This is a genomic window from Bradyrhizobium sp. 604_D8_N2_3, from assembly GCF_051810765.1.
GTDB classification, from domain to species: domain Bacteria; phylum Pseudomonadota; class Alphaproteobacteria; order Rhizobiales; family Xanthobacteraceae; genus Bradyrhizobium; species Bradyrhizobium barranii.
Genome location: NZ_JBPWPM010000001.1, coordinates 5678434 through 5701757, shown reverse-complemented (window position 1 = coordinate 5701757; position 23324 = coordinate 5678434). Strand labels below are relative to the sequence as shown.

Sequence of the window (23324 nt, the reverse complement as noted above, 5' to 3'; positions counted from 1 at the left end):
CCTGCTTTCTCCGCGGTCATGCCGGCCGTCAGCATCGGTTGGTTTCATGGCGTCCAAGCCCCTCCCGCCCGACAAACAGAAACTCGCCACGGAAGAGGCGGCCGAGCTCGACGACAAGCTTGTCCCAGTCAAGCCGGACCTCGAAGACGACGAAGACGACGAGGACGACGAAGACGAGGAGGAAGACGAGCTGGAGCTCGACGACGACGATGAGGACGAGGAACTCGTCGTCTTTACCGCGCGCGAGGCCGCAGGCGCGCTCGCGACCATCCTGGGTTTCGTCAAGCCGTTCCTGTCCAACTACAAGCGGATGCTGTCATTCGTGGCGTTCGGCGTCTGCGTCGAGACGCTGTTCAACGTCATCATGCCGCTCAGCCTGAAGTACCTGATCGACGACGCGCTCGGCGAGGAGGATTTCCAGGCGCTCTACAAGATCCTCGGCGTGCTCGCGGTCGCCGGCATCTTCACCTCGATCGTGGCGGTCTGGTACGAGCGCTGGGACGCCAGGCTGGCTGCCTGCATCATCTCCGACGTCCGCAAGCGCCTGTTCGAACATGTCCAGGACCTGCCGGCGGCCTATTTCGGCCGCACCAAGCGCGGCGAGATCCTGTCGCGCTTTTCCGTCGACCTTTCGGCCTTCGAGGGCTCGGTCAAGACCTTCGCCAACAGTGCAGCGCTGCCGTTCCTGGAATTGATCGCCGGCATCATCCTGATGTTGTTCCTGAACTGGCAGCTCGCCGCGGTCGCGCTGCTGGTGTTCCCGATCACGCTGATCGGGCCGCGCATCCTCACCCCGAAGGCGGTGCAGGCCAATTACGAGCAGAAGCAGAACGAGAGCGCGCTGCTCGGCATGGTGCAGGAGAACGTGGCCGCGCAGGCCGTGATCAAGGCGTTCAGCCTGCAACGCAAGATGTTCGGCTTCTTCAGCTTCCGCAACGACGAGACCCGCCGCAAGATCGCTTCCGCTGCGTTCCTGTCGACCATGGTGGAGCGGACGGTCACCATTTCGGTGCTGCTGCTACACCTCGTCGTGCTCGCGATCGGTGCCTATCTGGCGACCAAGGGCCAGATCACCATCGGCACCTTCGTCACCTTCGAGAGCGCGTTCTGGGAGGTGTCCTACAACATCGGCCACGTGATGCACTTCATCCCGGTGTCGATCTCCTCGGCCGCCGCGATCCGCCACATGCAGGAGCTGCTGGACGAGCCGACGCGCGGCGCCGATCGTCCGGGCGCGCCCGATCTGCCGCGCATCACCAACGACATCACCTTCGACCACGTGACGTTCCAGTACGAAGGCAGCCAGACGCCGGTGCTGGACAATCTCAGCCTCAAGCTCAACGCCGGCAAGCGCATCGCCATCGTCGGCCCCTCGGGTTCCGGCAAGAGCACGCTGCTCAATTTGATCCTGCGGCTGTACGTGCCCAACGAGGGGCGCGTCGCCATCGACGGCGTCGACGTCCGCAAGGTGACGCTGGATTCGCTGCGCCGGAGCATGGCGGTGGTGTTCCAGGAGAACATGCTGTTCAACATGTCGATTCGCGAGAACATCCGGCTCGGCAAGGAAGGCGCGACCGACGAGGAGGTGGAGGACGCCGCCAAGAAGGCCGAGATCCACCGCTACATCATGAGCCTGCCGCAGCGCTACGACACGCCGGTAGGCGAGCGCGGCGATACGCTGTCGGGCGGCCAGCGCCAGCGCATCGCGATCGCGCGCGCGGTCATCCGTAACCCTTCCGTGCTGCTGCTGGACGAAGCCACCTCGGCGCTCGACCAGACCACCGAGGCCGCGATCAACCGTACGCTGCTGAAGGTCGCGAAGGGGCGCACCATGATCTGGTCGACCCATCGCCTGACCTCCGTGGTCGAGATGGACGAGATCATCGTGATCTCAGGGGGCAGGGCGATCGAGCGCGGCTCGCATGCCGAGCTGCTCGCCAGGAACGGCACCTATCGTAAGCTGTGGAACGACCAGATCCACCAGCCGCATGGCGCCGTGGCTCAGGCCGATGACGACAGCGACGATGACGACGAGGATGAAGACGACCTCGACGAGGATGATGAGGACGAGGACGAGGAGGAGGCGTGACCGAGGAAGTTCGGCTCCAGATGAATTGCTCCTCCGAGCGGCCGCAGCAGGCCTTGAACTGACCAAGCGATGAAGCGCGCCCAGCGCTGCGCGGTCCAGTAGGGACTCGTCGCGGTCGAGACGGAGCGGAACTCGAACGCCTTCGCCGCCGACCATTCGTCGCAGGCCCGCTTGACCGGATCGGCGTAGAAGGTGGCGATCTTGGCCCCGTCCATCCCGTCGGAGGCGAGCCACTCCGGGATATGGACGTTGCAGAGCCGCTCGACGTCGGTGAAGACCTTGTCACAGCCGGTGCCGGCGGCGGGGCAGGAGGTCGAGAACGCATCGCCCACCAGCACGAGGCCGGGCTGGCCGCTTGCGTCGTTCACATAGAGGTCGACCGGACGGATCTTGATCTCGCCGGCGATGTCGAAGGCGCCGGTGATCCGCTTGAGCCGGGGCAGGGTGGCGTTCAGCGTCTCGGCTGGCGCGCGGCGCAATTCGCGCAGCCATGGGTCGTCGACGCCGCGATAGACGAACAGATTGGCGCGCATCCGCGGACCGGTCGGAAACAGCGTGATGTAGGGGATTCGGTCGCTCGGCCGTTCCGAGAAATAGGTCAGCGCCGGGAAGTCGAACGAATTCCGCCCCGCCGGCACCACGTCGAACCCGATCGAGATCGAATGGCAGGCGCTGATGATTTTTCGCGCGATGCCGAGCTGGTGGCGCAGGCCGACGTTCAGGCCGTTGGCGAGCACGACGAGTCGGGCCGAGATCGTCTCCTCATTGGAGAGCGTGATCTTTTGCCGCTCCGGGCTCGTCTCGAGCGAGACCGCCTTTGCACAGATGCGCTCGACGCCAGCAGGGATCTCGTCGCGGACGGCGTTGACGAGCGAATCGTAGAGGATGTTGAACTGCCGACTCGGCGCCCTGTCGAGCAACCGGCCGAATCGGGCGATCCGGTTTTCGCCGGCAAAAGTCGCGCGGCGCAGCACCGATTCTCCGATTCCGGTCTTCAGGAATCGCTCGACCTGGACGTGACCACTGAGTTTTTCGACTCGAAAGTCCGCCGGATAGCTCTCATGCGGGTCGATCAGTACCGTCGAAATGCCGACGCGGCCGAGCATTGCGGCGGCGGTCGAGCCGGACAATCCCCCGCCGATAATGGCAATGTCGGTGTACCGCATGGTGCAAATCTCTGCCGCAGGCGGCAGATTGACGCATCAACAGGAAAAAAAGCCTTAGCAAGGGTTATAAAAGTACATTTTGCCCGGATATAAATTGCTTTTGGGCTGGCGGAACAGATGTCCGGTCCCCATATCCAGCAGGCGCGGCGAGTGCGGGCAAACAGCGATTTCGTCAGGTGGCAGAAGCGTTTTCTGACTGTCGTTTCACCTTGACTTGGCCGACTCTCACTTATAGAAAGCGCCTCACTTAACGACAGGCGGTGAGCATCGCCAGCGTCGGAACGGGCCACCCGTTGATCTCCAGGGATCTGATCCTCAGGGATCGCTAAGACGGGCACCAACCTCGACGAATGCCGCTCAAACGCTGTCGATCATAGCTAGGCAATGCCAGTGCGATTTTAGGTCTCTTGAGCTCGTTCTCTTGAGATCGAATTCGGATGCATGACCTCGGTGCGCGGGCCGCAGCTTTATGCTGATTGGCCTGAAACTGCGGTCCTCTGTGGCGTCGTAACGCTTTCCGCTCGGTGATGGAGCGGTTGGCGCAATTTCGCTTTGTGCGGATTGTTCCGTGCGAGGCGACCTCGTCGGGCGGGTGGCCCGAAAAGAATTGCGGATCCGGCAACGGGCCGCGCCAAGACAGCGGACCCGGAAGGGACCGCGGCAGAACAAAGGGTAAGGCCAGGATGCCGACGATCAACCAGCTGATCGCTCAACCGCGTGAAGTGCAGAAGTCGCGCAAGAAGGTGCCGGCGCTGCAGCAGTCGCCGCAGAAGCGTGGTGTTTGCACCCGCGTCTACACCACGACCCCGAAGAAGCCGAACTCGGCGCTTCGTAAGGTCGCCAAGGTGCGCCTGACCAACGGCTTCGAGGTGATCGGCTACATCCCGGGTGAAGGCCATAATCTTCAGGAGCACTCGGTGGTCATGATCCGCGGCGGCCGCGTCAAGGACTTGCCCGGCGTGCGCTACCACATCCTCCGCGGCGTTCTGGATACCCAGGGCGTCAAGAACCGTAAGCAGCGTCGTTCGAAGTACGGCGCGAAGCGTCCGAAGTAAGCGGGAACCAGCTCAATGTCTCGTCGCCACTCAGCGGAAAAGCGCGAAGTTCTTCCCGATCCGAAGTTCGGGAACATCATCGTCACGAAGTTCATGAACTCGGTGATGTACGCCGGCAAGAAGTCGGTCGCCGAAGGCATCGTCTACGGTGCGTTCGGTATCATCGAAGCCAAGACCAAGCAGAGCCCCCTCGGCGTGTTCGAGCAGGCACTCGAGAACGTCATGCCGACGATCGAAGTGCGCTCCCGCCGCGTCGGCGGCGCGACCTACCAGGTGCCGGTCGAAGTTCGTTCGGTGCGCCGTCAGGCGCTGGGCATCCGCTGGCTGATCTCGGCCGCGCGCGATCGCAACGAGAAGACGATGACCGAGCGGCTCTCGGCTGAGCTGCTCGACGCCTCGAACAACCGCGGCAACGCCGTCAAGAAGCGCGAAGACGTGCACCGGATGGCGGAAGCCAACCGCGCCTTCTCGCACTATCGCTGGTAACGGCGAAACACGGAATCTAAGGATCAACCCATGCCTCGCGTTCATGCCATAGAGAACTACCGCAATTTCGGTATCATGGCGCATATCGATGCCGGCAAGACCACGACCACCGAGCGCATCCTCTATTACACCGGCAAGAGCCACAAGATCGGCGAAGTGCACGAAGGTGCCGCGACGATGGATTGGATGGAGCAGGAGCAGGAGCGTGGCATCACGATCACCTCGGCTGCCACCACCGCATTCTGGGCCGGCAAGCGCCTGAACATCATCGACACCCCCGGCCACGTCGACTTCACCATTGAAGTCGAGCGTTCGCTGCGCGTGCTCGACGGCGCCGTCTGCGTGCTCGACTCGAACCAGGGCGTCGAGCCCCAGACCGAGACCGTCTGGCGCCAGGGTGACAAGTACAAGGTTCCGCGCATCGTCTTCGCCAACAAGATGGACAAGACGGGTGCCGACTTCTTCAAGTGCCTGGCCGACATCGTTGACCGCCTCGGCGCCAAGCCGATCGCGATCCAGCTTCCGATCGGTGCCGAGAACAACTTCAAGGGTCTCGTCGACCTCGTGAAGATGCAGGGCATCATCTGGAACGATGAATCGCTCGGCGCGAAGTTCGACTATGTCGACATCCCGGAAGATATGGTCGAGCAGGCCAAGGAATACCGCGAGAAGATGGTGGAAGCCGCCGTCGAGCTCGACGATGATGCATTGGCTGCCTTCCTCGACGGCAAGGAGCCGGACGAAGCGACGCTGAAGCGGTTGATCCGCAAAGCGGTGCTGACCGGCGCGTTCTATCCCGTGCTGTGCGGCTCGGCCTTCAAGAACAAGGGTGTGCAGCCGCTGCTCGACGCCGTCGTCGACTATCTGCCGTCGCCGATCGACGTGCCCGCGATCAAGGGCACCGACGACCGCGGCAACGAGGTCGTGCGCAAGGCGGACGACAAGGAGCCGCTCGCGCTGCTCGCGTTCAAGATCATGGACGACCCGTTCGTCGGCACCATCACCTTCTGCCGCATCTACTCCGGCGTCCTGCAGAGCGGCACCGGTGTCGTGAATTCGACGCGCGAGAAGAAGGAGCGCATCGGGCGCATGCTGCTGATGCATGCGAACAACCGCGAGGACATCAAGGAAGCCTATGCCGGCGACATCGTCGCGCTGGCCGGCCTGAAGGAAGCGCGCACCGGTGACACGCTGTGCGATCCCGACAAGCAGGTGATCCTGGAGAAGATGGAATTCCCCGAGCCGGTCATCGAGATCGCGATCGAGCCGAAGTCCAAGGCCGACCAGGAAAAGCTGGGCGTGGCACTGGCGAAGCTCGCCGCGGAGGATCCGTCCTTCCGCGTGTCGACCGACCAGGAGTCCGGCCAGACCATCCTCAAGGGCATGGGCGAACTCCATCTCGACATCAAGGTCGACATCCTCAGGCGTACCTACAAGGTCGACGCCAACATCGGCGCGCCGCAGGTTGCGTTCCGTGAGCGCGTCACCAAGAAGGCCGAGGTCAAGTACACCCACAAGAAGCAGACCGGCGGTACCGGTCAGTTCGCGGAAGTGTCGATCGTGGTCGAGCCGAACGAGCCCGGCAAGGGCTACGAGTTCGAGTCCAAGATCGTCGGCGGTGCGGTTCCGAAGGAATACATCCCGGGCGTCGAAAAGGGCCTCAACAGCGTGATGGGCTCTGGTGTCGTCGCGGGCTTCCCCGTGGTCGACGTCAAGGTTCAGCTCGTCGACGGCAAGTACCACGACGTCGACTCGTCGGCGCTCGCCTTCGAAATCGCATCGCGCGCGGCATTCCGCGAAGCGCTGCAGAAGGGCAAGTCCGTCCTGCTCGAGCCGATCATGAAGGTCGAAGTGGTGACCCCGGAAGACTACACCGGCTCGGTCATCGGCGACCTGAATTCCCGGCGCGGTCAGATCCAGGGTCAGGACATGCGCGGCAACGCCAACGTCATCAACGCGATGGTGCCGCTCATGAACATGTTCGGGTACGTGAACAACCTGCGCTCGATGAGCCAGGGTCGCGCGACCTTCACCATGCAGTTCGACCACTACGCAGAAGCGCCGGCCAATGTGTCGGCAGAAGTCCAGAAGAAGTTTGCCTGATTGTCGTCGGTCTCGAACTGACGATTGAACGGAGAGTCAAATGGCCAAAGCAAAGTTTGAACGTAACAAACCGCACTGCAACATCGGCACCATCGGTCACGTCGACCATGGCAAGACGTCGTTGACGGCTGCGATCACCAAGATCCTCGCCGAGACCGGCGGTGCGACGTTCACGGCGTACGACCAGATCGACAAGGCGCCGGAAGAGAAGGCGCGCGGCATCACGATCTCGACGGCGCACGTCGAGTACGAGACCAAGAACCGCCACTATGCCCACGTCGACTGCCCCGGCCACGCCGACTACGTGAAGAACATGATCACCGGCGCCGCCCAGATGGACGGTGCGATCCTGGTCGTGTCGGCTGCTGACGGCCCGATGCCGCAGACCCGCGAGCACATCCTGCTCGCCCGCCAGGTTGGCGTGCCCGCGCTCGTCGTGTTCCTCAACAAGTGCGACATGGTCGACGATCCGGAACTCCTCGAACTCGTCGAGCTCGAAGTCCGCGAGCTGCTCTCGAAGTACGACTTCCCGGGCGACAAGATCCCGATCATCAAGGGTTCGGCGCTCGCCGCTCTCGAAGATTCCGACAAGAAGCTCGGCCATGACGCCATCCTCGAGCTGATGAAGAATGTCGACGAGTACATTCCGCAGCCGGAGCGTCCGGTCGACCAGCCCTTCCTGATGCCGGTTGAAGACGTGTTCTCGATCTCGGGCCGCGGCACCGTCGTGACCGGCCGTGTCGAGCGCGGCATCGTCAAGGTCGGCGAGGAAATCGAGATCGTCGGTCTGCGCGCCACGCAGAAGACCACGGTCACGGGCGTCGAAATGTTCCGCAAGCTGCTCGATCAGGGCCAGGCTGGCGACAACATCGGTGCGCTGCTCCGCGGCACCAAGCGCGAGGACGTCGAGCGCGGCCAGGTGCTGTGCAAGCCGGGTTCGGTCAAGCCGCACACCAAGTTCAAGGCTGAGGCCTACATCCTCACCAAGGAAGAGGGCGGCCGCCACACCCCGTTCTTCACCAACTACCGTCCGCAGTTCTACTTCCGCACCACCGACGTGACCGGTGTCGTGCATTTGCCGGAAGGCACCGAGATGGTGATGCCGGGCGACAACATCGCGATGGAAGTGCACCTGATCGTGCCGATCGCGATGGAAGAGAAGCTCCGCTTCGCGATCCGCGAAGGTGGCCGCACCGTTGGCGCCGGCGTCGTCGCCTCGATCATCGAGTAATTACGAGAATAGGGATTGGCGCGTAGCGAGTGTGACATTCGCTATTCGCTATTCGCCACCCCCCACTAAAGAGAGACCACGGCAATGAACGGCCAAAACATTCGTATCCGTCTCAAGGCGTTCGACCATCGTATCCTCGATACGTCGACCCGCGAGATCGTGAACACGGCGAAGCGCACCGGCGCGCAGGTCCGCGGACCCATTCCGCTGCCCACCCGCATCGAGAAGTTCACCGTCAACCGTTCGCCGCACGTCGACAAGAAGAGCCGCGAGCAGTTCGAGATGCGCACTCACAAGCGCCTGCTCGACATCGTCGATCCGACCCCGCAGACCGTCGATGCTTTGATGAAGCTCGACCTGGCCGCCGGTGTCGACGTCGAGATCAAGCTCTAAGATTTTTGGATCACGTTCGCGACTAGCGGACAGAAAGAACAGGAAGCACGCCGATGCGCTCCGGAGTGATCGCACAAAAGGTCGGGATGACGCGGGTCTTTACAGAGGCCGGCGAACATATCCCCGTGACCGTGCTGAAGCTCGGCAATTGCCAAGTCGTAGCCCACCGCACTGAAGAGAAGAACGGCTACGTAGCGCTCCAGCTCGGGTCTGGCAGCCGCAAGACCGTGTATCTGCCCAAGGCAGAGCGCGGCCAGTTCGCGGTCGCCAAGGTCGAGCCGAAGCGGCAGGTCGAGGAATTCCGCGTCTCCGCGGATGCGATGATCCCGGTTGGCGCCGAGATTCTCGCCGATCATTTCGTCGTCGGCCAGTTCGTCGACGTCACCGGCACCTCGGTCGGTAAGGGCTTTGCCGGCGGCATGAAGCGCTGGAACTTCGGCGGTCTGCGCGCCACCCACGGCGTGTCGGTCTCGCATCGCTCGATCGGTTCGACCGGTGGCCGTCAGGACCCCGGCAAGACCTGGAAGAACAAGAAGATGCCCGGCCACATGGGTGTCGACCGCATCACCACGCTCAACCTTCGAGTCGTTCAGCTCGATGTCGAGCGCGGCCTGATCCTCGTCGAAGGCGCCGTTCCCGGCTCCAAGGGCGGCTGGATCCGCGTGCGCGACGCTGTCAAGAAGCCGCTGCCGAAGGAAGCTCCGAAGCCCGGCAAGTTCAAGGTTGCTGGCGAAGCGGACGCCGCTCCGGCTGCGCAGGAGGCGTGAGATGGAATTGAAGGTCACGACCCTCGAAGGTAAGGAAGCCGGCTCGGTCCAGCTTTCCGATGCCATTTTCGGCCTCGAGCCGCGCCAGGACATCATTGCACGTTGCGTGCAGTGGCAGCTCAACAAGCGTCAGGCCGGCACTCACAAGGCCAAGGGCCGCGCCGAGATCTGGCGCACCGGCAAGAAGATGTACAAGCAGAAGGGCACCGGCGGTGCTCGTCACGGCTCGGCCCGCGTGCCGCAGTTCCGCGGCGGTGGCCGTGCCTTCGGTCCGGTGGTGCGTTCGCACGCCACCGACCTGCCGAAGAAGGTCCGCGCGCTTGCCCTCAAGCATGCGCTGTCGGCCAAGGCCAAGGACGGCGACCTGCTGGTGATCGACAAGGCCGCGCTGGAAGCCGCCAAGACCAAGGCGCTGCTCGGCCATTTCTCGGGCCTCGGTTTGACCAACGCGCTGATCATCGACGGCGCCGAGCTCAACAACGGCTTTGCCGCTGCGGCCCGCAACATCCCGAACATGGACGTGCTGCCGATCCAGGGCATCAACGTCTATGACATCCTGCGCCGTCAGAAGCTCGTTCTGACCAAGGCCGCCATCGATGCGCTGGAGGCGCGCTTCAAATGACGAAGAACATCGAGCCTCGCCACTACGACGTGATCTTGTCGCCGGTCGTGACCGAAAAGGCGACGATCGCCTCGGAGCACAACAAGGTCCTGTTCAAGGTGGCCGCGAAGGCGACCAAGCCGCAGATCAAGGAAGCGATCGAGAAGCTGTTCGACGTCAAGGTTAAGAGCGTCAACACGCTGGTCCGCAAGGGCAAGACCAAGATCTTCCGCGGCAATCTCGGCTCGCAGTCGAACAGCAAGCGCGCGATCGTGACCCTCGAAGAGGGCCACCGGATCGACGTGACCACCGGTCTGTAAGGTCGTACGACGATGGCACTGAAAAAATTCAATCCCACGACGCCGGGCCAGCGCCAGCTGGTCATGGTCGATCGTTCGGCCCTCTACAAGGGCAAGCCGGTCAAGGCGCTCACCGAAGGCAAGCACTCCTCGGGCGGTCGCAACAACACCGGTCGCATCACCGTGCGCTTCCGCGGCGGCGGTCACAAGCAGACGCTGCGCATCGTCGACTTCAAGCGCGACAAGGTCGATGCGCCCGCGACGGTCGAACGGCTGGAATACGATCCGAACCGCACCGCGTTCATCGCGCTGGTCAAGTACGAAGACGGCACCCAGGCCTATATCCTGGCGCCGCAGCGCCTTGCCGTCGGTGATTCCGTGGTTGCCGGCAACTATGTCGACGTGAAGCCGGGCAACGTCATGCCGCTCGGCAACATGCCGGTCGGCACGATCATCCACAACATCGAGGTCAAGATCGGGAAGGGCGGCCAGCTCGCTCGTTCCGCCGGCACCTACGCCCAGCTCGTCGGCCGCGACCACGACTACGTGATCATCCGCCTGAACTCGGGCGAGCAGCGCCTGGTGCACGGCCGTTGCCGCGGCACGATCGGCGCGGTGTCGAACCCGGATCACATGAACACCTCGATCGGCAAGGCCGGCCGCAACCGTTGGCTGGGCCGCAAGCCGCATAACCGCGGTGTCTCGATGAACCCGATCGACCATCCGCACGGCGGTGGTGAAGGTCGTACCTCGGGCGGTCGCCACCCGGTCACCCCGTGGGGCAAGCCGACCAAGGGCAAGAAGACCCGCAGCAACAAGTCGACCAACAAATTCATTCTCCTAAGCCGCCACAAGCGGAAGAAGTAAGGAACGCCGGACATGGTTCGTTCAGTCTGGAAAGGCCCGTTCGTCGAGGGTTCTCTGCTCAAGAAGGCAGATGCCGCCCGCGCGTCCGGCCGTCACGACGTCATCAAGATCTGGAGCCGTCGCTCGACGATCCTGCCGCAGTTCGTCGGCCTGACCTTCGGTGTCTACAACGGTCAGAAGCACGTGCCGGTGGCCGTCAACGAGGAAATGGTCGGTCACAAGTTCGGCGAGTTCTCGCCGACCCGGACCTTCCATGGCCACTCCGGGGACAAGAAAGCCAAGAAGGCTTGAGGATTAAACGATGAGCAAACCTAAGCGCGAACGGAGCCTCGCCGAGAACGAGGCCAAGGCGGTCGCCCGGATGCTGCGGGTGAGCCCGCAGAAGCTCAACCTGGTCGCCCAGCTCATTCGCGGCCGGAAGGCAGCTGCTGCGCTCGCCGATCTGCAGTTCTCGCGCAAGCGGATCGCGGTCGACGTGAAGAAGTGCCTGGAATCGGCTATCGCAAACGCCGAGAACAACCACGACCTCGACGTCGACGATCTCGTCGTGGCGCAGGCCTTCGTCGGCAACGGCCTCGTGATGAAGCGCTTTGCCGCCCGCGGCCGTGGCCGCTCGGGCCGTGTCTACAAACCATTTTCGCAGCTGACGATCATTGTTCGTCAGGTCGAAGCCGAAGCAGCAGCGGCTTAAGGGTCGCAGGAGAAAACGATGGGTCAAAAGATCAATCCAATCGGTCTGCGTCTCGGCATCAACCGGACCTGGGATTCCCGCTGGTTCGCCGGCAAGCAGGAATACGGCAAGCTGCTGCACGAGGACGTCAAGATCCGCGAGATCCTGCACAAGGAGCTCAAGCAGGCGGCCGTCGCCCGCATCGTGATCGAGCGTCCGCACAAGAAGTGCCGCGTCACCATCCACTCGGCTCGTCCGGGCGTGGTGATCGGCAAGAAGGGCGCCGACATCGACAAGCTGCGCAAGAAGGTCGCGGACATCACCTCGTCCGACGTCGTCATCAACATCGTCGAGATCCGCAAGCCGGAGCTCGATGCGACGCTGGTGGCCGAGTCGATCGCGCAGCAGCTCGAACGCCGCGTGGCGTTCCGCCGTGCCATGAAGCGCGCCGTGCAGTCGGCGATGCGTCTCGGCGCGGAAGGCATCCGCATCAACTGCTCGGGTCGCCTGGGCGGCGCGGAAATCGCGCGCATGGAGTGGTACCGCGAAGGTCGCGTGCCGCTGCACACGCTGCGCGCCGACATCGACTACGGCGTTGCGACCGCGTTCACGACCTTCGGCACCTGCGGTGTCAAGGTCTGGATCTTCAAAGGCGAGATCCTCGAGCACGATCCGATGGCCCAGGACAAGAGAATGGCCGAAGGCGAGACCGGCGGCGGTGGTGATCGCGGTGGCCGTGGGCGCCGTGACAACGCTGCGGCCTGACGCCAGCACAGAGAATTTGAGGGCTTGAAGCCATGATGCAACCTAAGAAAACGAAGTTCCGGAAGGCGCATAAGGGCCGTATCCACGGCGTTGCGTCTTCGGGTGCGACGTTGGCCTTTGGCCAGTTCGGCCTGAAGGCGACCGAGCCGGAGCGCGTTACCGCGCGCCAGATCGAAGCCGCTCGCCGCGCGCTGACCCGCCACATGAAGCGCGCCGGCCGCGTCTGGATCCGCGTGTTCCCCGACGTTCCGGTGTCGAAGAAGCCGGCCGAAGTCCGCATGGGCTCCGGCAAGGGTGCTCCGGAACTGTGGGTCGCGCGCGTCAAGCCCGGCCGGGTGCTGTTCGAGATCGACGGCGTCAACACCCAGACGGCGCGTGAAGCGCTGACCCTGGCGGCCGCCAAGCTGCCGATCAAGACGCGCTTCGTCGAGCGCATTGCGGAGTAATGGCCATGGCCCAGATGAAGATCGAAGACATCCGTGCATTGAGCCCTGATCAGCAGGATGACGCCATCCTGAATCTGAAGAAGGAGCGCTTCAACCTGCGCTTCCAGCGCGCCACCGGGCAGCTCGAGAACACCTCGCGCCTGCGCGAGGCTCGCCGTGACATCGCCCGCATCAAGACCGTCGCCGCGCAGAAGCGCGCGAAAGAGAAGTAAGGGGCTTACGAATATGCCGAAACGTACTTTGCAAGGCGTGGTCGTCAGCGACAAGACTGCCAAGACCGTTGTGGTGCGCGTCGATCGCCGCTTCACGCACCCGATCTACAAGAAGACGATCCGCCGTTCGAAGAACTACCACGCGCACGACGAGGACAACCAGTTCAAGCCGGGCGACATGGTGTGGATCGAGGAAACCAAGCCGATTTCGAAGTTGAAGCGCTGGATCGTGATCCGGGGCGAACACAAGAAAAGCGCCTGATCTGTTGGCTTTAGCCGACTGACTTCAGGAAAATGTTGAGCGCCGGCTGGGCTGGCGCAAGAGAGAAGAGGACGAGGTGCATCAATGATTCAGATGCAGACCAACCTCGACGTGGCCGACAATTCTGGCGCACGCCGTGTCATGTGTATCAAGGTGCTCGGAGGCTCCAAGCGCCGCTACGCCACGATCGGCGACATCATCGTCGTCTCGATCAAGGAAGCGATTCCGCGTGGCAAGGTGAAGAAGGGCGACGTGATGAAGGCCGTCGTGGTGCGCGTCCGCAAGGACATCCGCCGCGCCGACGGTTCGGTCATCCGCTTCGACCGCAACGCCGCCGTTCTGATCAACAACCAGTCCGAGCCGGTCGGCACCCGTATCTTCGGGCCCGTGCCGCGCGAGCTGCGCGCGAAGAACCACATGAAGATCATCTCGCTCGCGCCGGAGGTGCTGTGATGGCTGCGAAGATCCGCAAGGGCGACAAGGTCGTCGTGCTGACCGGTCGCGACAAGGGTCGCACCGGCGAAGTATTCGAGGTTCGCCCGGACGCCGGCACGGCGCTGGTGCGCGGTATCAACATGGTCAAGCGTCATCAGAAGCAGACGCAGGCCCAGGAGGGCGGCATCATCTCGAAGGAGTCGCCGATCCAACTGTCCAACATCGCGTTCGTCGGCAAGGATGGAAAGCCGACCCGCGTCGGATTCAAGATTCTGGCGGACGGCAAGAAGGTCCGCATCGCCAAGAGCTCGGGAGCTGAGATCGATGGCTGAGGTCGCTTACACGCCGCGCCTGCGCGCGGAATATGACGCGAAGATCCGGACGGAAATGACCGAGAAGTTCGGTTATGAGAACGTCATGCAGGTTCCGCGTCTGGACAAGGTCGTGCTGAACATGGGCGTTGGCGACTCCGTCAACGACCGTAAGAAGGCCGAGAACGCCGCCGCTGAATTGACGCTGATCGCCGGCCAGAAGGCGATCGTGACCTATTCGCGTATCGCGATCGCGACCTTCAAGCTGCGTGAGAACCAGCCGATCGGCTGCAAGGTCACGCTGCGCAAGGCCCGCATGTACGAGTTCATCGATCGCCTGGTGACGGTCGCGCTGCCGCGCGTCCGCGACTTCCGCGGCCTGAACCCGAAGAGCTTCGACGGCCGCGGCAACTACTCGCTCGGCCTCAAGGAACACATCATTTTCCCCGAGATCGACTTCGACAAGGTCACGGAAGCCCGCGGTATGGACATCACCGTCTGCACCACGGCCAAGACCGACGACGAGGCGAGGGCCTTGTTGACCGCTTTCAATTTCCCGTTCCGGCAGTGAGACGCTGACCTAAAGCCTCTCAAACGCGGATACCCAGGAGCCAAGCATGGCAAAGAAGAGTTCAGTCGAGAAGAACAACCGGCGCAAGCGGATGGCGAAGAACGCCGCCCCGAAGCGCGAGCGGTTGAAGGCGATCATCGCCGACAAGACGCTGCCGATGGAGGAGCGGTTCGCCGCCACCCTGAAGCTTGCGGAAATGCCGCGCAACTCGTCGGCGACCCGCATCCGTCTGCGTTGCGAGCTGTCGGGCCGTTCGCGCTCGAACTACCGCAAGACCAAACTGTCTCGCATCGCGATGCGCGACCTTGGCTCCAAGGGCATGGTCCCGGGCCTCGTGAAGTCCAGCTGGTAAGGAGGGTCGTTTAGATGTCTACGCACGATCCAATCAGCGATCTGATCACCCGTATCCGCAACGCGCAGATGCGTTCGAAGTCCAAGGTCTCCACGCCTGGCTCGAAGATGCGCGAGAACGTGCTCGAGGTCCTCAAGACCGAAGGCTACATCCGCGGTTACGCCACGCTTGAGCATTCCTCGGGCCGCAGCGAGATCGAGATCGAGCTGAAGTATTTCGACGGCGAGCCCGTCATCCGCGAGATCGAACGAGTCTCCAAGCCCGGGCGTCGTGTTTACGCCTCGGTGAAGGCTCTGCCGCGGGTCAACAACGGGCTCGGCATTTCGGTGTTGTCGACGCCGAAGGGGATCATGGCCGACCACAGCGCGCGCGAAGCGAATGTGGGCGGCGAAGTTCTCTTCACGGTGTTCTGAGAAGGATTGTTGATCCATGTCACGTGTTGGCAAAAGGCCTGTGGCGGTTCCGTCGGGTGTGACCGCGACCGTCGACGGGCAGACCGTCAAGATGAAGGGGCCCAAGGGCCAGCTTCAGTTCGTCGTCCATAACGACGTCGAGGTGAAGCTCGAGAACGGCCAGGTCAAGGTGAACCCGCGGGTCGAGACCAACCGCGCGCGGGCGCTGTACGGTACTGCTCGCGCCCAGGTCGCGAATCTGGTCGAAGGCGTCACCAAGGGCTTCGAGAAGAAGCTCGAAATCACCGGCGTCGGTTACCGCGCCGCGATGCAGGGCAAGAACCTGCAGCTCGCGCTCGGTTACAGCCACGACGTGGTCTACGCGATCCCGGAAGGGATCACGATCACCGTGCCGAAGCCGACTGAGATCACGGTGACCGGCAGCGACATCCAGCGTGTCGGCCAGGTCGCCGCCGAGATTCGCTCCTATCGTCCGCCGGAGCCCTACAAGGGCAAGGGCGTGAAGTATGTTGGCGAATTCATCTTCCGCAAGGAAGGCAAGAAGAAGTAACGGAGCCGGTCATGTCCAAAGCCAAGGTTACCAATGCCCGGCGCAAGCGGAGTGTGCGGCTGAAGCTGCGCCGCTCCGGTGGCGGTCGTCCGCGTCTGTCGGTGTTTCGCTCGTCCAAGCACATCTACGCCCAGGTCATCGACGACCTGAAGGGCGAGACGCTGGCCTCTGCCTCGTCGCTCGAGAAGTCGATGCGCGACGGCGGCAAGACCGGCGCCGACATCGATGCGGCGAAGGCGGTCGGCAAGCTGCTGGCCGAGCGCGCCGCCGAGAAGGGCGTCAAGGAAGTCGTGTTCGATCGCGGCAGCTACCTCTACCACGGGCGCGTCAAGGCACTGGCCGACGCTGCGCGTGAGAGCGGGCTGAGCTTCTAACAGAATTTGAGGATTGAGGCGCAAGCCTCTGAAGGATTGGAAAAATGGCAGAACGCGAACAACGTGGTGGACGCGATCAACGCGGCGGCGGCGGACGTGAACGCCGGGAGGAGCGCGACAGCGAGTTCGTCGACAAGCTCGTCCACATCAATCGCGTGGCAAAGGTCGTCAAGGGCGGCAAGCGCTTCGGTTTCGCAGCGCTGGTCGTGATCGGCGACCAGAAGGGCCGCGCCGGCTTCGGTCACGGCAAGGCGCGCGAAGTGCCTGAGGCGATCCGCAAGGCGACTGAATCCGCCAAGCGCAACCTGACCCGCGTGTCGCTGCGCGAGGGCCGTACGCTGCATCACGACATCGCCGGCCGTCATGGCGCGGGCCGTGTCTACCTGCGTGCTGCTCCGGCCGGTACCGGCATCATCGCCGGCGGCCCGATGCGCGCCGTGTTCGAGACGCTCGGCGTCCAGGACGTGGTCGCGAAGTCGATCGGCTCGTCGAACCCCTACAACATGGTTCGCGCAACCTTCGACGCGCTGAAGCATCAGGATTCGCCGCGTTCGGTCGCAGCCCGCCGCAATATCAAGGTGTCCACCCTCCAGTCCCGCCGTATCGGCGGTGACGCCGAGGCGGCTGCCGACTAACGGAAGCTTTTCGGAGTAGACTCCCATGGCCAAGGCAGCAAAGACGATCAAGCTCGAGCAGACCGGCAGCGCGATCCGCCGCCATCACTCGCAGCGTTCGACGCTGATCGGACTCAAGCTCAACAAGATCGGCCGCACCAGCGAACTGCCGGACACCCCGGCGGTTCGTGGCATGATCGAGAAGGTTCACCATCTCGTTCGCATCGTCGACGAGAAGTAAGCAAAGGCGCAGGATCCCGAAAAGCGGGCACCCGTTTTCGGTGAAGATCATGCGCAAGAAACAAGGAGCAGGGCGATGAAGCTCAGCGATATCGCCGACAACGCCGGCTCGCGCAAGAAGCGTATGCGCGTCGGCCGTGGCATTGGTTCGGGCAAAGGCAAGCAGTCCGGCCGCGGTGGCAAGGGCCAGACCGCGCGTTCGGGCGTGCGCATCAAGGGTTTCGAAGGCGGCCAGATGCCGATGCATCGCCGTCTGCCGAAGCGCGGCTTCAACAACATCTTCCGCGTCGAGTTCGCCGAGATCAATCTCGACCGGCTCCAGGAAGCGGTCGATGCCAAGAAGATCGACGCCGGCAGCGTCGTGAACGTCGAGGCCCTGGTGAAGGGCGGCGTGCTGCGCCGCGCCAAGGCCGGCGTGCGGCTGCTCGGCCGCGGCGAGCTCAAGTCCAAGCTCAACATCGAAGTGCACGGCGCCACGAAGACCGCGATCGCCGCGGTCGAGAAGGCCGGCGGCTCGGTGAAGATCCTCGCCCCTGCCAAGGAAGAAGGCGAGGCGGCGTAACAACTGCGTCATTGGCCCGCGGCTCGCGGGCCTTTACGCGTGTGGGACGTGGACTTATCGAAGCCGAGCCCCAGATAATGTCCGGCGTCCGCTAGAGTAGCCCGGCCGCGGGCATGACGGCGCAATAGGCGGCGGGAGAAAGTCCAAGATGGCCTCTGCAGCGGAACAACTGGCAGCCAATCTCAATTTCGGTGCGTTTGCCAAGGCTGACGAACTGAAGAAGCGCATCTGGTTCACCCTGGGTGCGCTGCTCGTTTATCGGCTCGGGACCTACATCCCGCTTCCCGGCATCGATCCCAACATCTGGGAACAGGTGTTCCGCTCCCAGGCGGGCGGCATCCTCGGCATGTTCAACATGTTCGCCGGCGGCGGTATCCACCGCATGGCGATCTTCGCGCTGAACATCATGCCGTATATCTCGGCCTCGATCATCATCCAGCTCCTCACCACCGTCTCGCCGCAGCTCGAGGCGCTGAAGAAGGAAGGTGAGTCCGGCCGCAAGCTGCTGAATCAGTACACCCGCTATCTCACGGTGATCCTGGCCGCGTTCCAGTCCTACGGCATCGCGGTGGGCCTCGAGGGCGCCGGCAACGTCGTCAGCGACCCCGGCATGTTCTTCCGCCTGTCCACGGCGATCACGCTGACCGGCGGCACCATGTTCCTGATGTGGCTGGGTGAGCAGATCACCTCGCGCGGCATCGGCAACGGCATCTCGCTGATCATTCTCGCCGGCATCGTCGCCGAGCTGCCCGCGGCGCTCGCCAACATGCTCGAGCTCGGCCGTCAGGGCGCCATGTCGACCGGCCTGATCCTGGTCGTCATCATCATGGCGGTCGCCGTCATTGCCTTCATCGTGTTCATGGAGCGCGCGCAGCGCCGGCTGCTGATCCAGTATCCGAAGCGCCAGGTCGGCAACAAGATGTTCGAGGGCCAGTCCTCGCATCTGCCGCTCAAGCTCAACACCTCGGGCGTGATCCCGCCGATCTTCGCGTCCTCGCTGCTGCTGCTGCCGACCACGGTTGCCAACTTCAACGCCGGCAGCGGGCCGGAATGGTTCCAGTGGATCACGACCCAGCTCGGCCACGGCCGTCCGCTGTTCCTGATCATGTATCTCGCGCTGATCGTGTTCTTCGCGTTCTTCTACACTGCGATCGTGTTCAACCCGACCGAGACCGCGGACAATCTGAAGAAGCATGGCGGCTTCATTCCGGGCATCCGCCCGGGCGAGCGCACCGCGGAATATATCGACTACGTGCTGTCGCGCATCACCGTGCTCGGCGCTGTTTATCTGGCGATCGTCTGTTTGATCCCGGAAATCCTGATCTCCTACGCCTCGGTGCCGTTCTACTTCGGCGGCACCTCGCTGCTGATCGTCGTCAGCGTCACCATGGACACGGTGGCGCAGGTGCAGGGCTATCTGCTGGCGCATCAGTATGAGGGCCTGATCCGGAAGTCGAAGCTGCGCGGCCGCCGCCGCTAAGCGCGGGGTTCTCCGAGGGCGGCGCGACAGCGCCGCCGATTCGCCGCGCGAGCAACGCGCGGCGCCCGCCGAGGCGACCAGTCAGCCATTCCAAGACATCGGCAGAGCTGCTCTCCCTGCGACGCAATCACTGATTTCAAAGGCCTTCTTGGCGTCCTGGTATTTGCTCCCCTATGATATGGGTAGCGGTGCGACGCCGATTATGATTTGCACTGTCATTGGACTTCAAACACAGGTGCGCGACGTATCGCTCACCAATCGGGGGGCGTACGCCGATGAGAATTATACTTCTGGGACCGCCGGGGTCGGGCAAGGGGACCCAGGCGCAACTGCTGGTGCAGCGCTATGGCATCGTCCAGCTCTCGACCGGCGAGATGCTGCGCGCGGCCGTTGCGGCGGGAACGCCGGTCGGGCTGAAGGCCAAGGAGATTATGGCCAGCGGCGGCCTCGTGCCCGACGAGATCGTGGTGGGAATCATCTCCGACCGCATCGACCAGCCGGACGCCAAGAACGGATTCATCCTCGACGGCTTCCCGCGTACCGTGCCGCAGGCCGAGGCGCTGGATGAGCTGCTCAAGCACAAGCATCTCAAGCTCGACGCCGTGGTCGAGCTCCGCGTCAACGAGAGCGCACTCCTGAGCCGCGTCGAGACTCGCGTCGCCCAGATGCGAGAGCGTGGGGAGGAGGTTCGGGTCGACGACACCCCGGAGGTCCTGACCAAGCGGCTCGCTAGCTACCGCAGCCAGACGGAACCCCTGATTCACTACTATTCCGAGCGGCGGAAGCTCTCGACCATCGACGGCATGATGGCCATCGACGAGGTCACCCGCGCGATTCATCGTCAGCTCCTGGCCCTCGGGGCGGTCGAACCCAAGACGTATGGCAAGGCCCATGCGCGCAGCGCGGCCAAGTCGGCGCCCGCCAAGAAAGGTGCCAAGAAGGCCAAGGTAGCCAAAAAACCGGCGAAAACCGCCAAAAAGGCTGCCAAATCCGCTAAAAAGGCCGCCAAGAAGGCCGTGAAGGGCGCCAAGAAGGCGGCCAAGAAAACGACCAAGAAAACGGTCAAAAAGGCAGCCAAAACGACCGCCAAGAAGGCTGTCAAAAAAGGTGCCAAAAAGGCCGCAAAAAAGGTCACGAAAAAGCGAGCTAAGCGCTAGCAGCGGTTGACGAAAGCCCCCTGAATCCCCTAATAAGCCCCGCATCCAAGTCGGATAGTTTCAAACGATGCCGGGCCCCAGGAAGACCAGGGGTGGGCGTCGTGTTCGCGTTTGTGAACACCTGCCCGAGAAACCAAGCACTTAAAGCCTGATTCCTGACGAGGGATCGGCAACAGGAGAGAAGGCCGTGGCCCGTATTGCCGGCGTGAACATTCCGACCAACAAGCGCGTGCTGATCGCGCTCCAGTACATCCATGGCATCGGCCAGAAGATCGCTGGTGAGATCCTGGAGAAGGTGAAGATCCCCGAGGATCGTCGCGTCAACCAGCTCAGCGATGCCGAAGTGCTCCAGATCCGCGAAGTGATCGACCGCGACTATCTCGTCGAGGGCGACCTGCGTCGTGAGGTCGGCATCAACATCAAGCGTCTGATGGACCTTGGCTGCTATCGCGGCCTGCGTCATCGTCGCGGCCTGCCGGTGCGCGGTCAGCGTACCCACACCAATGCGCGTACGCGCAAGGGTCCGGCCAAGGCCATCGCCGGCAAGAAGAAGTAAGTTTTCGAATCCAATCGCGGCGTGTGGCGAAAGGGGAGACCCGTTCGCCACGCGCCTTTCGTTCCACAGGTGTAGCCGCTGGCATTACGGCGGCGTTTGAGATCTTCAGGAAAGGTACTCTATGGGCAAGGAAGCCACCCGCGTTCGTCGTCGTGAGCGCAAGAACATCGCCTCCGGCGTCGCGCACGTGAACTCTTCGTTCAACAACACGACCATCACCATCACCGACGCGCAGGGCAACACGATTGCCTGGTCTTCCGCCGGCACGATGGGCTTCAAGGGTTCGCGCAAGTCGACGCCGTACGCCGCGCAGGTTGCCGCCGAGGACGTGTCGAAGAAGGCGCAGGAGCACGGCATGCGCACGCTCGAAGTCGAAGTCGCTGGTCCCGGTTCGGGCCGCGAGTCGGCGCTCCGTGCGCTTCAGGCCGCGGGCTTCACCGTCACCTCGATCCGCGACGTGACCACGATCCCGCACAACGGTTGCCGTCCCCGCAAGCGTCGGCGCGTTTGATACCAAGTTGCGGGCGCATTGGTCGCCCGCAATGACTTTTTGCAAAGCCGCGCGAATGATCCGCGGCCTTTCTCCAACGCCAGTGTCTGCACTAGCAGTTTGACTGGCCTGTATGGGTGAAACAGTGACGATCCAGAAAAATTGGCAAGAACTGATTCGGCCGAACAAGCTCCAGATCCAACCCGGCAGCGATTCGAACCGTTTCGCGACCATCGTCGCCGAGCCGCTCGAGCGCGGCTTCGGCCAGACGCTCGGCAACGCGCTGCGCCGCATCCTGCTCTCCTCGCTCCAGGGCGCGGCGGTGCAGTCGGTGCACATCGATGGCGTGCTGCACGAGTTCTCCTCGATCGCGGGCGTCCGTGAGGACGTCACCGACATCGTGCTCAACATCAAGGACATCTCGATCAAGATGCAGGGCGAAGGCCCCAAGCGCATGGTCGTGAAGAAGCAGGGCCCGGGCGTCGTCACCGCCGGCGACATCCAGACCGTGGGCGACGTGGTCGTGCTCAACCCGGACCTCCAGATCTGCACGCTCGACGAGGGCGCCGAGATCCGCATGGAGTTCACGGTCGCCACCGGCAAGGGCTACGTGCCCGCCGAGCGCAACCGTCCCGAGGACGCGCCGATCGGACTGATCCCGGTCGACAGCCTGTACTCGCCGGTCCGCAAGGTCTCCTACAAGGTCGAGAACACCCGTGAGGGCCAGATCCTCGACTACGACAAGCTGACCATGACGATCGAGACCAACGGCGCGCTGACGCCGGATGACTCGGTGGCTTATGCCGCCCGCATCCTGCAGGATCAGCTCAACGTGTTCGTCAACTTCGAAGAGCCGCGCAAGGAAGTCGCCCAGGAGATCATCCCGGACCTCGCCTTCAACCCGGCCTTCCTCAAGAAGGTGGACGAGCTCGAGCTGTCGGTGCGTTCGGCCAACTGCTTGAAGAACGACAACATCGTCTACATCGGCGACCTCGTGCAGAAGAGCGAAGCGGAAATGCTCCGCACCCCGAACTTCGGCCGCAAGTCGCTGAACGAGATCAAGGAAGTGCTGGCCCAGATGGGTCTGCACCTCGGCATGGAAGTGCCGGGCTGGCCGCCGGAGAACATCGACGAGCTCGCCAAGCGCTTCGAGGATCACTACTGATCCGAATTACAACTAGCTAAGGCGCGAATTCATCGCGCTTTAGCGGGCGAACGCAGGCAGCCCACCTGAGCAACAAGTCCGACGAACCGTCGCGACGAATGGAATTCAAGGAATACAAAAATGCGTCACGGCAAGGTTCATCGGAAGCTCAACCGCACGGCCGAGCATCGCCGCGCGATGTTCGCCAATATGTGCGCCGCGCTGATCAAGCACGAGCAGATCGTCACCACGCTGCCCAAGGCCAAGGAGCTCCGTCCGATCGTCGAGAAGCTCGTCACCCTCGGCAAGAAGGGCGGCCTGTCCATGCGTCGCCAGGCCATCTCCGAGATGCGCGACAAGGATCAGGTCAAGAAGCTGTTCGACGTGCTGGCGCCCCGCTACAAGGACCGTCAGGGCGGCTACACCCGCATCATCAAGGCCGGCTTCCGCTACGGCGACAACGCCGCGATGGCCGTGATCGAGTTCGTCGACCGCGACGTCGATGCCAAGGGCCAGGACTCCGGTCCGGTGCAGGAGAAGGAAGCCGAGGCGGCGTAAGCCGGCCGGTACCTCAGTTTTCAGAAAGCGGCGCCCTCTGGGGCGCCGCTTTTTTGTATGGCGCGGCGATATCTCATGCCGCGCATCGTCTGGTGAACGCGATTC

At 63.1% G+C, this 23324-nt stretch carries 33 protein-coding genes; 32 read left to right on the top strand and 1 reads right to left on the bottom strand.

Going from position 1 to position 23324, the window contains the following annotated elements:
- Nucleotides 1-46 precede the first annotated feature (46 nt).
- Nucleotides 47-2089, top strand: coding sequence for an ABC transporter ATP-binding protein (locus tag AB7245_RS27265; protein WP_439035076.1), 2043 nt, complete (start codon nt 47-49; stop codon nt 2087-2089).
- Here AB7245_RS27265 and AB7245_RS27260 read toward each other — a convergent pair.
- Nucleotides 2002-3255, bottom strand: a complete 1254-nt coding sequence (locus AB7245_RS27260; protein WP_085405456.1) for an FAD-dependent oxidoreductase — start codon at nt 3253-3255, stop codon at nt 2002-2004. The two genes, AB7245_RS27265 and AB7245_RS27260, sit on opposite strands and share 88 nt — an antisense overlap.
- 683 nt (nt 3256-3938) lie before the next feature.
- On the opposite strand from AB7245_RS27260, the gene rpsL reads away from it, so the two are divergent.
- From rpsL to rplQ, 31 genes are all read left to right on the top strand, one after another.
- On the top strand, nt 3939-4310 hold the full coding sequence (gene rpsL, locus AB7245_RS27255) for a 30S ribosomal protein S12 (protein ID WP_007603006.1): 372 nt from the start codon (nt 3939-3941) through the stop codon (nt 4308-4310).
- A gap of 15 nt (nt 4311-4325) precedes the next feature.
- Entirely contained in the window at nt 4326-4796 is a 471-nt protein-coding gene (rpsG, locus tag AB7245_RS27250; protein WP_063982575.1) for a 30S ribosomal protein S7, read from the top strand.
- 30 nt (nt 4797-4826) lie between these two features.
- Nucleotides 4827-6899, top strand: coding sequence for an elongation factor G (fusA, locus tag AB7245_RS27245; RefSeq protein WP_063982576.1), 2073 nt, complete (start codon nt 4827-4829; stop codon nt 6897-6899).
- A 40-nt stretch (nt 6900-6939) separates the two neighbouring features.
- Nucleotides 6940-8130, top strand: coding sequence for an elongation factor Tu (gene tuf, locus AB7245_RS27240; protein WP_063982577.1), 1191 nt, complete (start codon nt 6940-6942; stop codon nt 8128-8130).
- A gap of 84 nt (nt 8131-8214) precedes the next feature.
- Nucleotides 8215-8523: a 30S ribosomal protein S10 gene (gene rpsJ, locus AB7245_RS27235; protein ID WP_002712302.1), complete on the top strand. Its 309-nt coding sequence runs from the start codon at nt 8215-8217 to the stop codon at nt 8521-8523.
- A 53-nt stretch (nt 8524-8576) separates the two neighbouring features.
- Nucleotides 8577-9290: a 50S ribosomal protein L3 gene (rplC, locus tag AB7245_RS27230; RefSeq protein ID WP_085405457.1), complete on the top strand. Its 714-nt coding sequence runs from the start codon at nt 8577-8579 to the stop codon at nt 9288-9290.
- Nucleotide 9291: 1 nt separating this feature from the next.
- A complete protein-coding gene (gene rplD, locus AB7245_RS27225) occupies nt 9292-9912 on the top strand; it encodes a 50S ribosomal protein L4 (RefSeq protein WP_011088150.1) in 621 nt (206 codons plus the stop codon).
- Nucleotides 9909-10211: a 50S ribosomal protein L23 gene (locus tag AB7245_RS27220; RefSeq protein ID WP_007603019.1), complete on the top strand. Its 303-nt coding sequence runs from the start codon at nt 9909-9911 to the stop codon at nt 10209-10211. Before rplD ends, AB7245_RS27220 begins: the two co-directional genes overlap by 4 nt.
- Nucleotides 10212-10223: 12 nt before the next feature.
- Nucleotides 10224-11057, top strand: a complete 834-nt coding sequence (rplB, locus tag AB7245_RS27215) for a 50S ribosomal protein L2 (RefSeq protein ID WP_028152985.1) — start codon at nt 10224-10226, stop codon at nt 11055-11057.
- 12 nt (nt 11058-11069) lie between these two features.
- Complete coding sequence (gene rpsS / locus AB7245_RS27210; protein ID WP_008136357.1) at nt 11070-11348, top strand: 30S ribosomal protein S19; 279 nt, start codon at nt 11070-11072, stop codon at nt 11346-11348.
- 10 nt (nt 11349-11358) lie between these two features.
- A complete protein-coding gene (gene rplV, locus AB7245_RS27205; RefSeq protein WP_011088147.1) occupies nt 11359-11748 on the top strand; it encodes a 50S ribosomal protein L22 in 390 nt (129 codons plus the stop codon).
- 18 nt (nt 11749-11766) lie between these two features.
- Nucleotides 11767-12492 carry a 30S ribosomal protein S3 gene (gene rpsC / locus AB7245_RS27200; protein ID WP_063982580.1) on the top strand — a complete coding sequence of 242 codons (726 nt, stop codon included), beginning with the start codon at nt 11767-11769 and terminating at the stop codon, nt 12490-12492.
- A 32-nt stretch (nt 12493-12524) separates the two neighbouring features.
- Complete coding sequence (rplP, locus tag AB7245_RS27195; protein ID WP_063982581.1) at nt 12525-12938, top strand: 50S ribosomal protein L16; 414 nt, start codon at nt 12525-12527, stop codon at nt 12936-12938.
- A 5-nt stretch (nt 12939-12943) separates the two neighbouring features.
- Nucleotides 12944-13150: a 50S ribosomal protein L29 gene (gene rpmC / locus AB7245_RS27190; protein ID WP_063986292.1), complete on the top strand. Its 207-nt coding sequence runs from the start codon at nt 12944-12946 to the stop codon at nt 13148-13150.
- A 13-nt stretch (nt 13151-13163) separates the two neighbouring features.
- Nucleotides 13164-13412 carry a 30S ribosomal protein S17 gene (gene rpsQ, locus AB7245_RS27185; protein ID WP_063982582.1) on the top strand — a complete coding sequence of 83 codons (249 nt, stop codon included), beginning with the start codon at nt 13164-13166 and terminating at the stop codon, nt 13410-13412.
- A gap of 84 nt (nt 13413-13496) precedes the next feature.
- Nucleotides 13497-13865, top strand: a complete 369-nt coding sequence (gene rplN, locus AB7245_RS27180; RefSeq protein ID WP_007603030.1) for a 50S ribosomal protein L14 — start codon at nt 13497-13499, stop codon at nt 13863-13865.
- Entirely contained in the window at nt 13865-14179 is a 315-nt protein-coding gene (gene rplX, locus AB7245_RS27175) for a 50S ribosomal protein L24 (RefSeq protein WP_063982583.1), read from the top strand. Before rplN ends, rplX begins: the two co-directional genes overlap by 1 nt.
- The gene (gene rplE, locus AB7245_RS27170; protein WP_063982584.1) at nt 14172-14729 is read left to right on the top strand and encodes a 50S ribosomal protein L5; all 558 of its coding nucleotides are present in this window, start codon (nt 14172-14174) and stop codon (nt 14727-14729) included. Before rplX ends, rplE begins: the two co-directional genes overlap by 8 nt.
- Nucleotides 14730-14775: 46 nt before the next feature.
- Nucleotides 14776-15081, top strand: coding sequence for a 30S ribosomal protein S14 (gene rpsN, locus AB7245_RS27165; protein ID WP_063982585.1), 306 nt, complete (start codon nt 14776-14778; stop codon nt 15079-15081).
- Nucleotides 15082-15095: 14 nt separating this feature from the next.
- A complete protein-coding gene (gene rpsH / locus AB7245_RS27160) occupies nt 15096-15494 on the top strand; it encodes a 30S ribosomal protein S8 (RefSeq protein ID WP_008136338.1) in 399 nt (132 codons plus the stop codon).
- A 16-nt stretch (nt 15495-15510) separates the two neighbouring features.
- On the top strand, nt 15511-16044 hold the full coding sequence (gene rplF / locus AB7245_RS27155; protein ID WP_063982587.1) for a 50S ribosomal protein L6: 534 nt from the start codon (nt 15511-15513) through the stop codon (nt 16042-16044).
- A gap of 11 nt (nt 16045-16055) precedes the next feature.
- Nucleotides 16056-16418 (top strand): 50S ribosomal protein L18, encoded by a 363-nt coding sequence (gene rplR / locus AB7245_RS27150; protein WP_007603036.1) that lies wholly within the window; start codon nt 16056-16058, stop codon nt 16416-16418.
- A gap of 44 nt (nt 16419-16462) precedes the next feature.
- Nucleotides 16463-17053: a 30S ribosomal protein S5 gene (gene rpsE, locus AB7245_RS27145; RefSeq protein WP_028152981.1), complete on the top strand. Its 591-nt coding sequence runs from the start codon at nt 16463-16465 to the stop codon at nt 17051-17053.
- 25 nt (nt 17054-17078) lie between these two features.
- Nucleotides 17079-17273: a 50S ribosomal protein L30 gene (rpmD, locus tag AB7245_RS27140; RefSeq protein WP_011088137.1), complete on the top strand. Its 195-nt coding sequence runs from the start codon at nt 17079-17081 to the stop codon at nt 17271-17273.
- Nucleotides 17274-17348: 75 nt separating this feature from the next.
- Nucleotides 17349-17834: a 50S ribosomal protein L15 gene (gene rplO / locus AB7245_RS27135; protein WP_014494508.1), complete on the top strand. Its 486-nt coding sequence runs from the start codon at nt 17349-17351 to the stop codon at nt 17832-17834.
- Nucleotides 17835-17982: 148 nt separating this feature from the next.
- Nucleotides 17983-19314: a preprotein translocase subunit SecY gene (gene secY, locus AB7245_RS27130; RefSeq protein WP_071912844.1), complete on the top strand. Its 1332-nt coding sequence runs from the start codon at nt 17983-17985 to the stop codon at nt 19312-19314.
- A gap of 275 nt (nt 19315-19589) precedes the next feature.
- Nucleotides 19590-20471, top strand: a complete 882-nt coding sequence (locus AB7245_RS27125) for an adenylate kinase (protein ID WP_085405458.1) — start codon at nt 19590-19592, stop codon at nt 20469-20471.
- 187 nt (nt 20472-20658) lie between these two features.
- Nucleotides 20659-21027 (top strand): 30S ribosomal protein S13, encoded by a 369-nt coding sequence (gene rpsM, locus AB7245_RS27120; RefSeq protein WP_014494511.1) that lies wholly within the window; start codon nt 20659-20661, stop codon nt 21025-21027.
- 121 nt (nt 21028-21148) lie between these two features.
- A complete protein-coding gene (gene rpsK / locus AB7245_RS27115; RefSeq protein ID WP_007603045.1) occupies nt 21149-21538 on the top strand; it encodes a 30S ribosomal protein S11 in 390 nt (129 codons plus the stop codon).
- Between the two features lie 112 nt (nt 21539-21650).
- On the top strand, nt 21651-22682 hold the full coding sequence (locus AB7245_RS27110) for a DNA-directed RNA polymerase subunit alpha (protein ID WP_085405459.1): 1032 nt from the start codon (nt 21651-21653) through the stop codon (nt 22680-22682).
- Nucleotides 22683-22802: 120 nt separating this feature from the next.
- Nucleotides 22803-23219: a 50S ribosomal protein L17 gene (gene rplQ, locus AB7245_RS27105; protein WP_014494513.1), complete on the top strand. Its 417-nt coding sequence runs from the start codon at nt 22803-22805 to the stop codon at nt 23217-23219.
- Nucleotides 23220-23324 lie beyond the last annotated feature (105 nt).

What these genes read in the sequence shown, in the direction of transcription:
- AB7245_RS27265 (WP_439035076.1), top strand. Translation starts at nt 47, where the DNA reads ATGGCGTCCAAGCCCCTCCCGCCCGACAAACAGAAACTCGCCACGGAA.
- AB7245_RS27260 (WP_085405456.1), bottom strand. Translation starts at nt 3,255, where the DNA reads ATGCGGTACACCGACATTGCCATTATCGGCGGGGGATTGTCCGGCTCG.
- rpsL (WP_007603006.1), top strand. Translation starts at nt 3,939, where the DNA reads ATGCCGACGATCAACCAGCTGATCGCTCAACCGCGTGAAGTGCAGAAG.
- rpsG (WP_063982575.1), top strand. Translation starts at nt 4,326, where the DNA reads ATGTCTCGTCGCCACTCAGCGGAAAAGCGCGAAGTTCTTCCCGATCCG.
- fusA (WP_063982576.1), top strand. Translation starts at nt 4,827, where the DNA reads ATGCCTCGCGTTCATGCCATAGAGAACTACCGCAATTTCGGTATCATG.
- tuf (WP_063982577.1), top strand. Translation starts at nt 6,940, where the DNA reads ATGGCCAAAGCAAAGTTTGAACGTAACAAACCGCACTGCAACATCGGC.
- rpsJ (WP_002712302.1), top strand. Translation starts at nt 8,215, where the DNA reads ATGAACGGCCAAAACATTCGTATCCGTCTCAAGGCGTTCGACCATCGT.
- rplC (WP_085405457.1), top strand. Translation starts at nt 8,577, where the DNA reads ATGCGCTCCGGAGTGATCGCACAAAAGGTCGGGATGACGCGGGTCTTT.
- rplD (WP_011088150.1), top strand. Translation starts at nt 9,292, where the DNA reads ATGGAATTGAAGGTCACGACCCTCGAAGGTAAGGAAGCCGGCTCGGTC.
- AB7245_RS27220 (WP_007603019.1), top strand. Translation starts at nt 9,909, where the DNA reads ATGACGAAGAACATCGAGCCTCGCCACTACGACGTGATCTTGTCGCCG.
- rplB (WP_028152985.1), top strand. Translation starts at nt 10,224, where the DNA reads ATGGCACTGAAAAAATTCAATCCCACGACGCCGGGCCAGCGCCAGCTG.
- rpsS (WP_008136357.1), top strand. Translation starts at nt 11,070, where the DNA reads ATGGTTCGTTCAGTCTGGAAAGGCCCGTTCGTCGAGGGTTCTCTGCTC.
- rplV (WP_011088147.1), top strand. Translation starts at nt 11,359, where the DNA reads ATGAGCAAACCTAAGCGCGAACGGAGCCTCGCCGAGAACGAGGCCAAG.
- rpsC (WP_063982580.1), top strand. Translation starts at nt 11,767, where the DNA reads ATGGGTCAAAAGATCAATCCAATCGGTCTGCGTCTCGGCATCAACCGG.
- rplP (WP_063982581.1), top strand. Translation starts at nt 12,525, where the DNA reads ATGATGCAACCTAAGAAAACGAAGTTCCGGAAGGCGCATAAGGGCCGT.
- rpmC (WP_063986292.1), top strand. Translation starts at nt 12,944, where the DNA reads ATGGCCCAGATGAAGATCGAAGACATCCGTGCATTGAGCCCTGATCAG.
- rpsQ (WP_063982582.1), top strand. Translation starts at nt 13,164, where the DNA reads ATGCCGAAACGTACTTTGCAAGGCGTGGTCGTCAGCGACAAGACTGCC.
- rplN (WP_007603030.1), top strand. Translation starts at nt 13,497, where the DNA reads ATGATTCAGATGCAGACCAACCTCGACGTGGCCGACAATTCTGGCGCA.
- rplX (WP_063982583.1), top strand. Translation starts at nt 13,865, where the DNA reads ATGGCTGCGAAGATCCGCAAGGGCGACAAGGTCGTCGTGCTGACCGGT.
- rplE (WP_063982584.1), top strand. Translation starts at nt 14,172, where the DNA reads ATGGCTGAGGTCGCTTACACGCCGCGCCTGCGCGCGGAATATGACGCG.
- rpsN (WP_063982585.1), top strand. Translation starts at nt 14,776, where the DNA reads ATGGCAAAGAAGAGTTCAGTCGAGAAGAACAACCGGCGCAAGCGGATG.
- rpsH (WP_008136338.1), top strand. Translation starts at nt 15,096, where the DNA reads ATGTCTACGCACGATCCAATCAGCGATCTGATCACCCGTATCCGCAAC.
- rplF (WP_063982587.1), top strand. Translation starts at nt 15,511, where the DNA reads ATGTCACGTGTTGGCAAAAGGCCTGTGGCGGTTCCGTCGGGTGTGACC.
- rplR (WP_007603036.1), top strand. Translation starts at nt 16,056, where the DNA reads ATGTCCAAAGCCAAGGTTACCAATGCCCGGCGCAAGCGGAGTGTGCGG.
- rpsE (WP_028152981.1), top strand. Translation starts at nt 16,463, where the DNA reads ATGGCAGAACGCGAACAACGTGGTGGACGCGATCAACGCGGCGGCGGC.
- rpmD (WP_011088137.1), top strand. Translation starts at nt 17,079, where the DNA reads ATGGCCAAGGCAGCAAAGACGATCAAGCTCGAGCAGACCGGCAGCGCG.
- rplO (WP_014494508.1), top strand. Translation starts at nt 17,349, where the DNA reads ATGAAGCTCAGCGATATCGCCGACAACGCCGGCTCGCGCAAGAAGCGT.
- secY (WP_071912844.1), top strand. Translation starts at nt 17,983, where the DNA reads ATGGCCTCTGCAGCGGAACAACTGGCAGCCAATCTCAATTTCGGTGCG.
- AB7245_RS27125 (WP_085405458.1), top strand. Translation starts at nt 19,590, where the DNA reads ATGAGAATTATACTTCTGGGACCGCCGGGGTCGGGCAAGGGGACCCAG.
- rpsK (WP_007603045.1), top strand. Translation starts at nt 21,149, where the DNA reads ATGGGCAAGGAAGCCACCCGCGTTCGTCGTCGTGAGCGCAAGAACATC.
- AB7245_RS27110 (WP_085405459.1), top strand. Translation starts at nt 21,651, where the DNA reads ATGGGTGAAACAGTGACGATCCAGAAAAATTGGCAAGAACTGATTCGG.
- rplQ (WP_014494513.1), top strand. Translation starts at nt 22,803, where the DNA reads ATGCGTCACGGCAAGGTTCATCGGAAGCTCAACCGCACGGCCGAGCAT.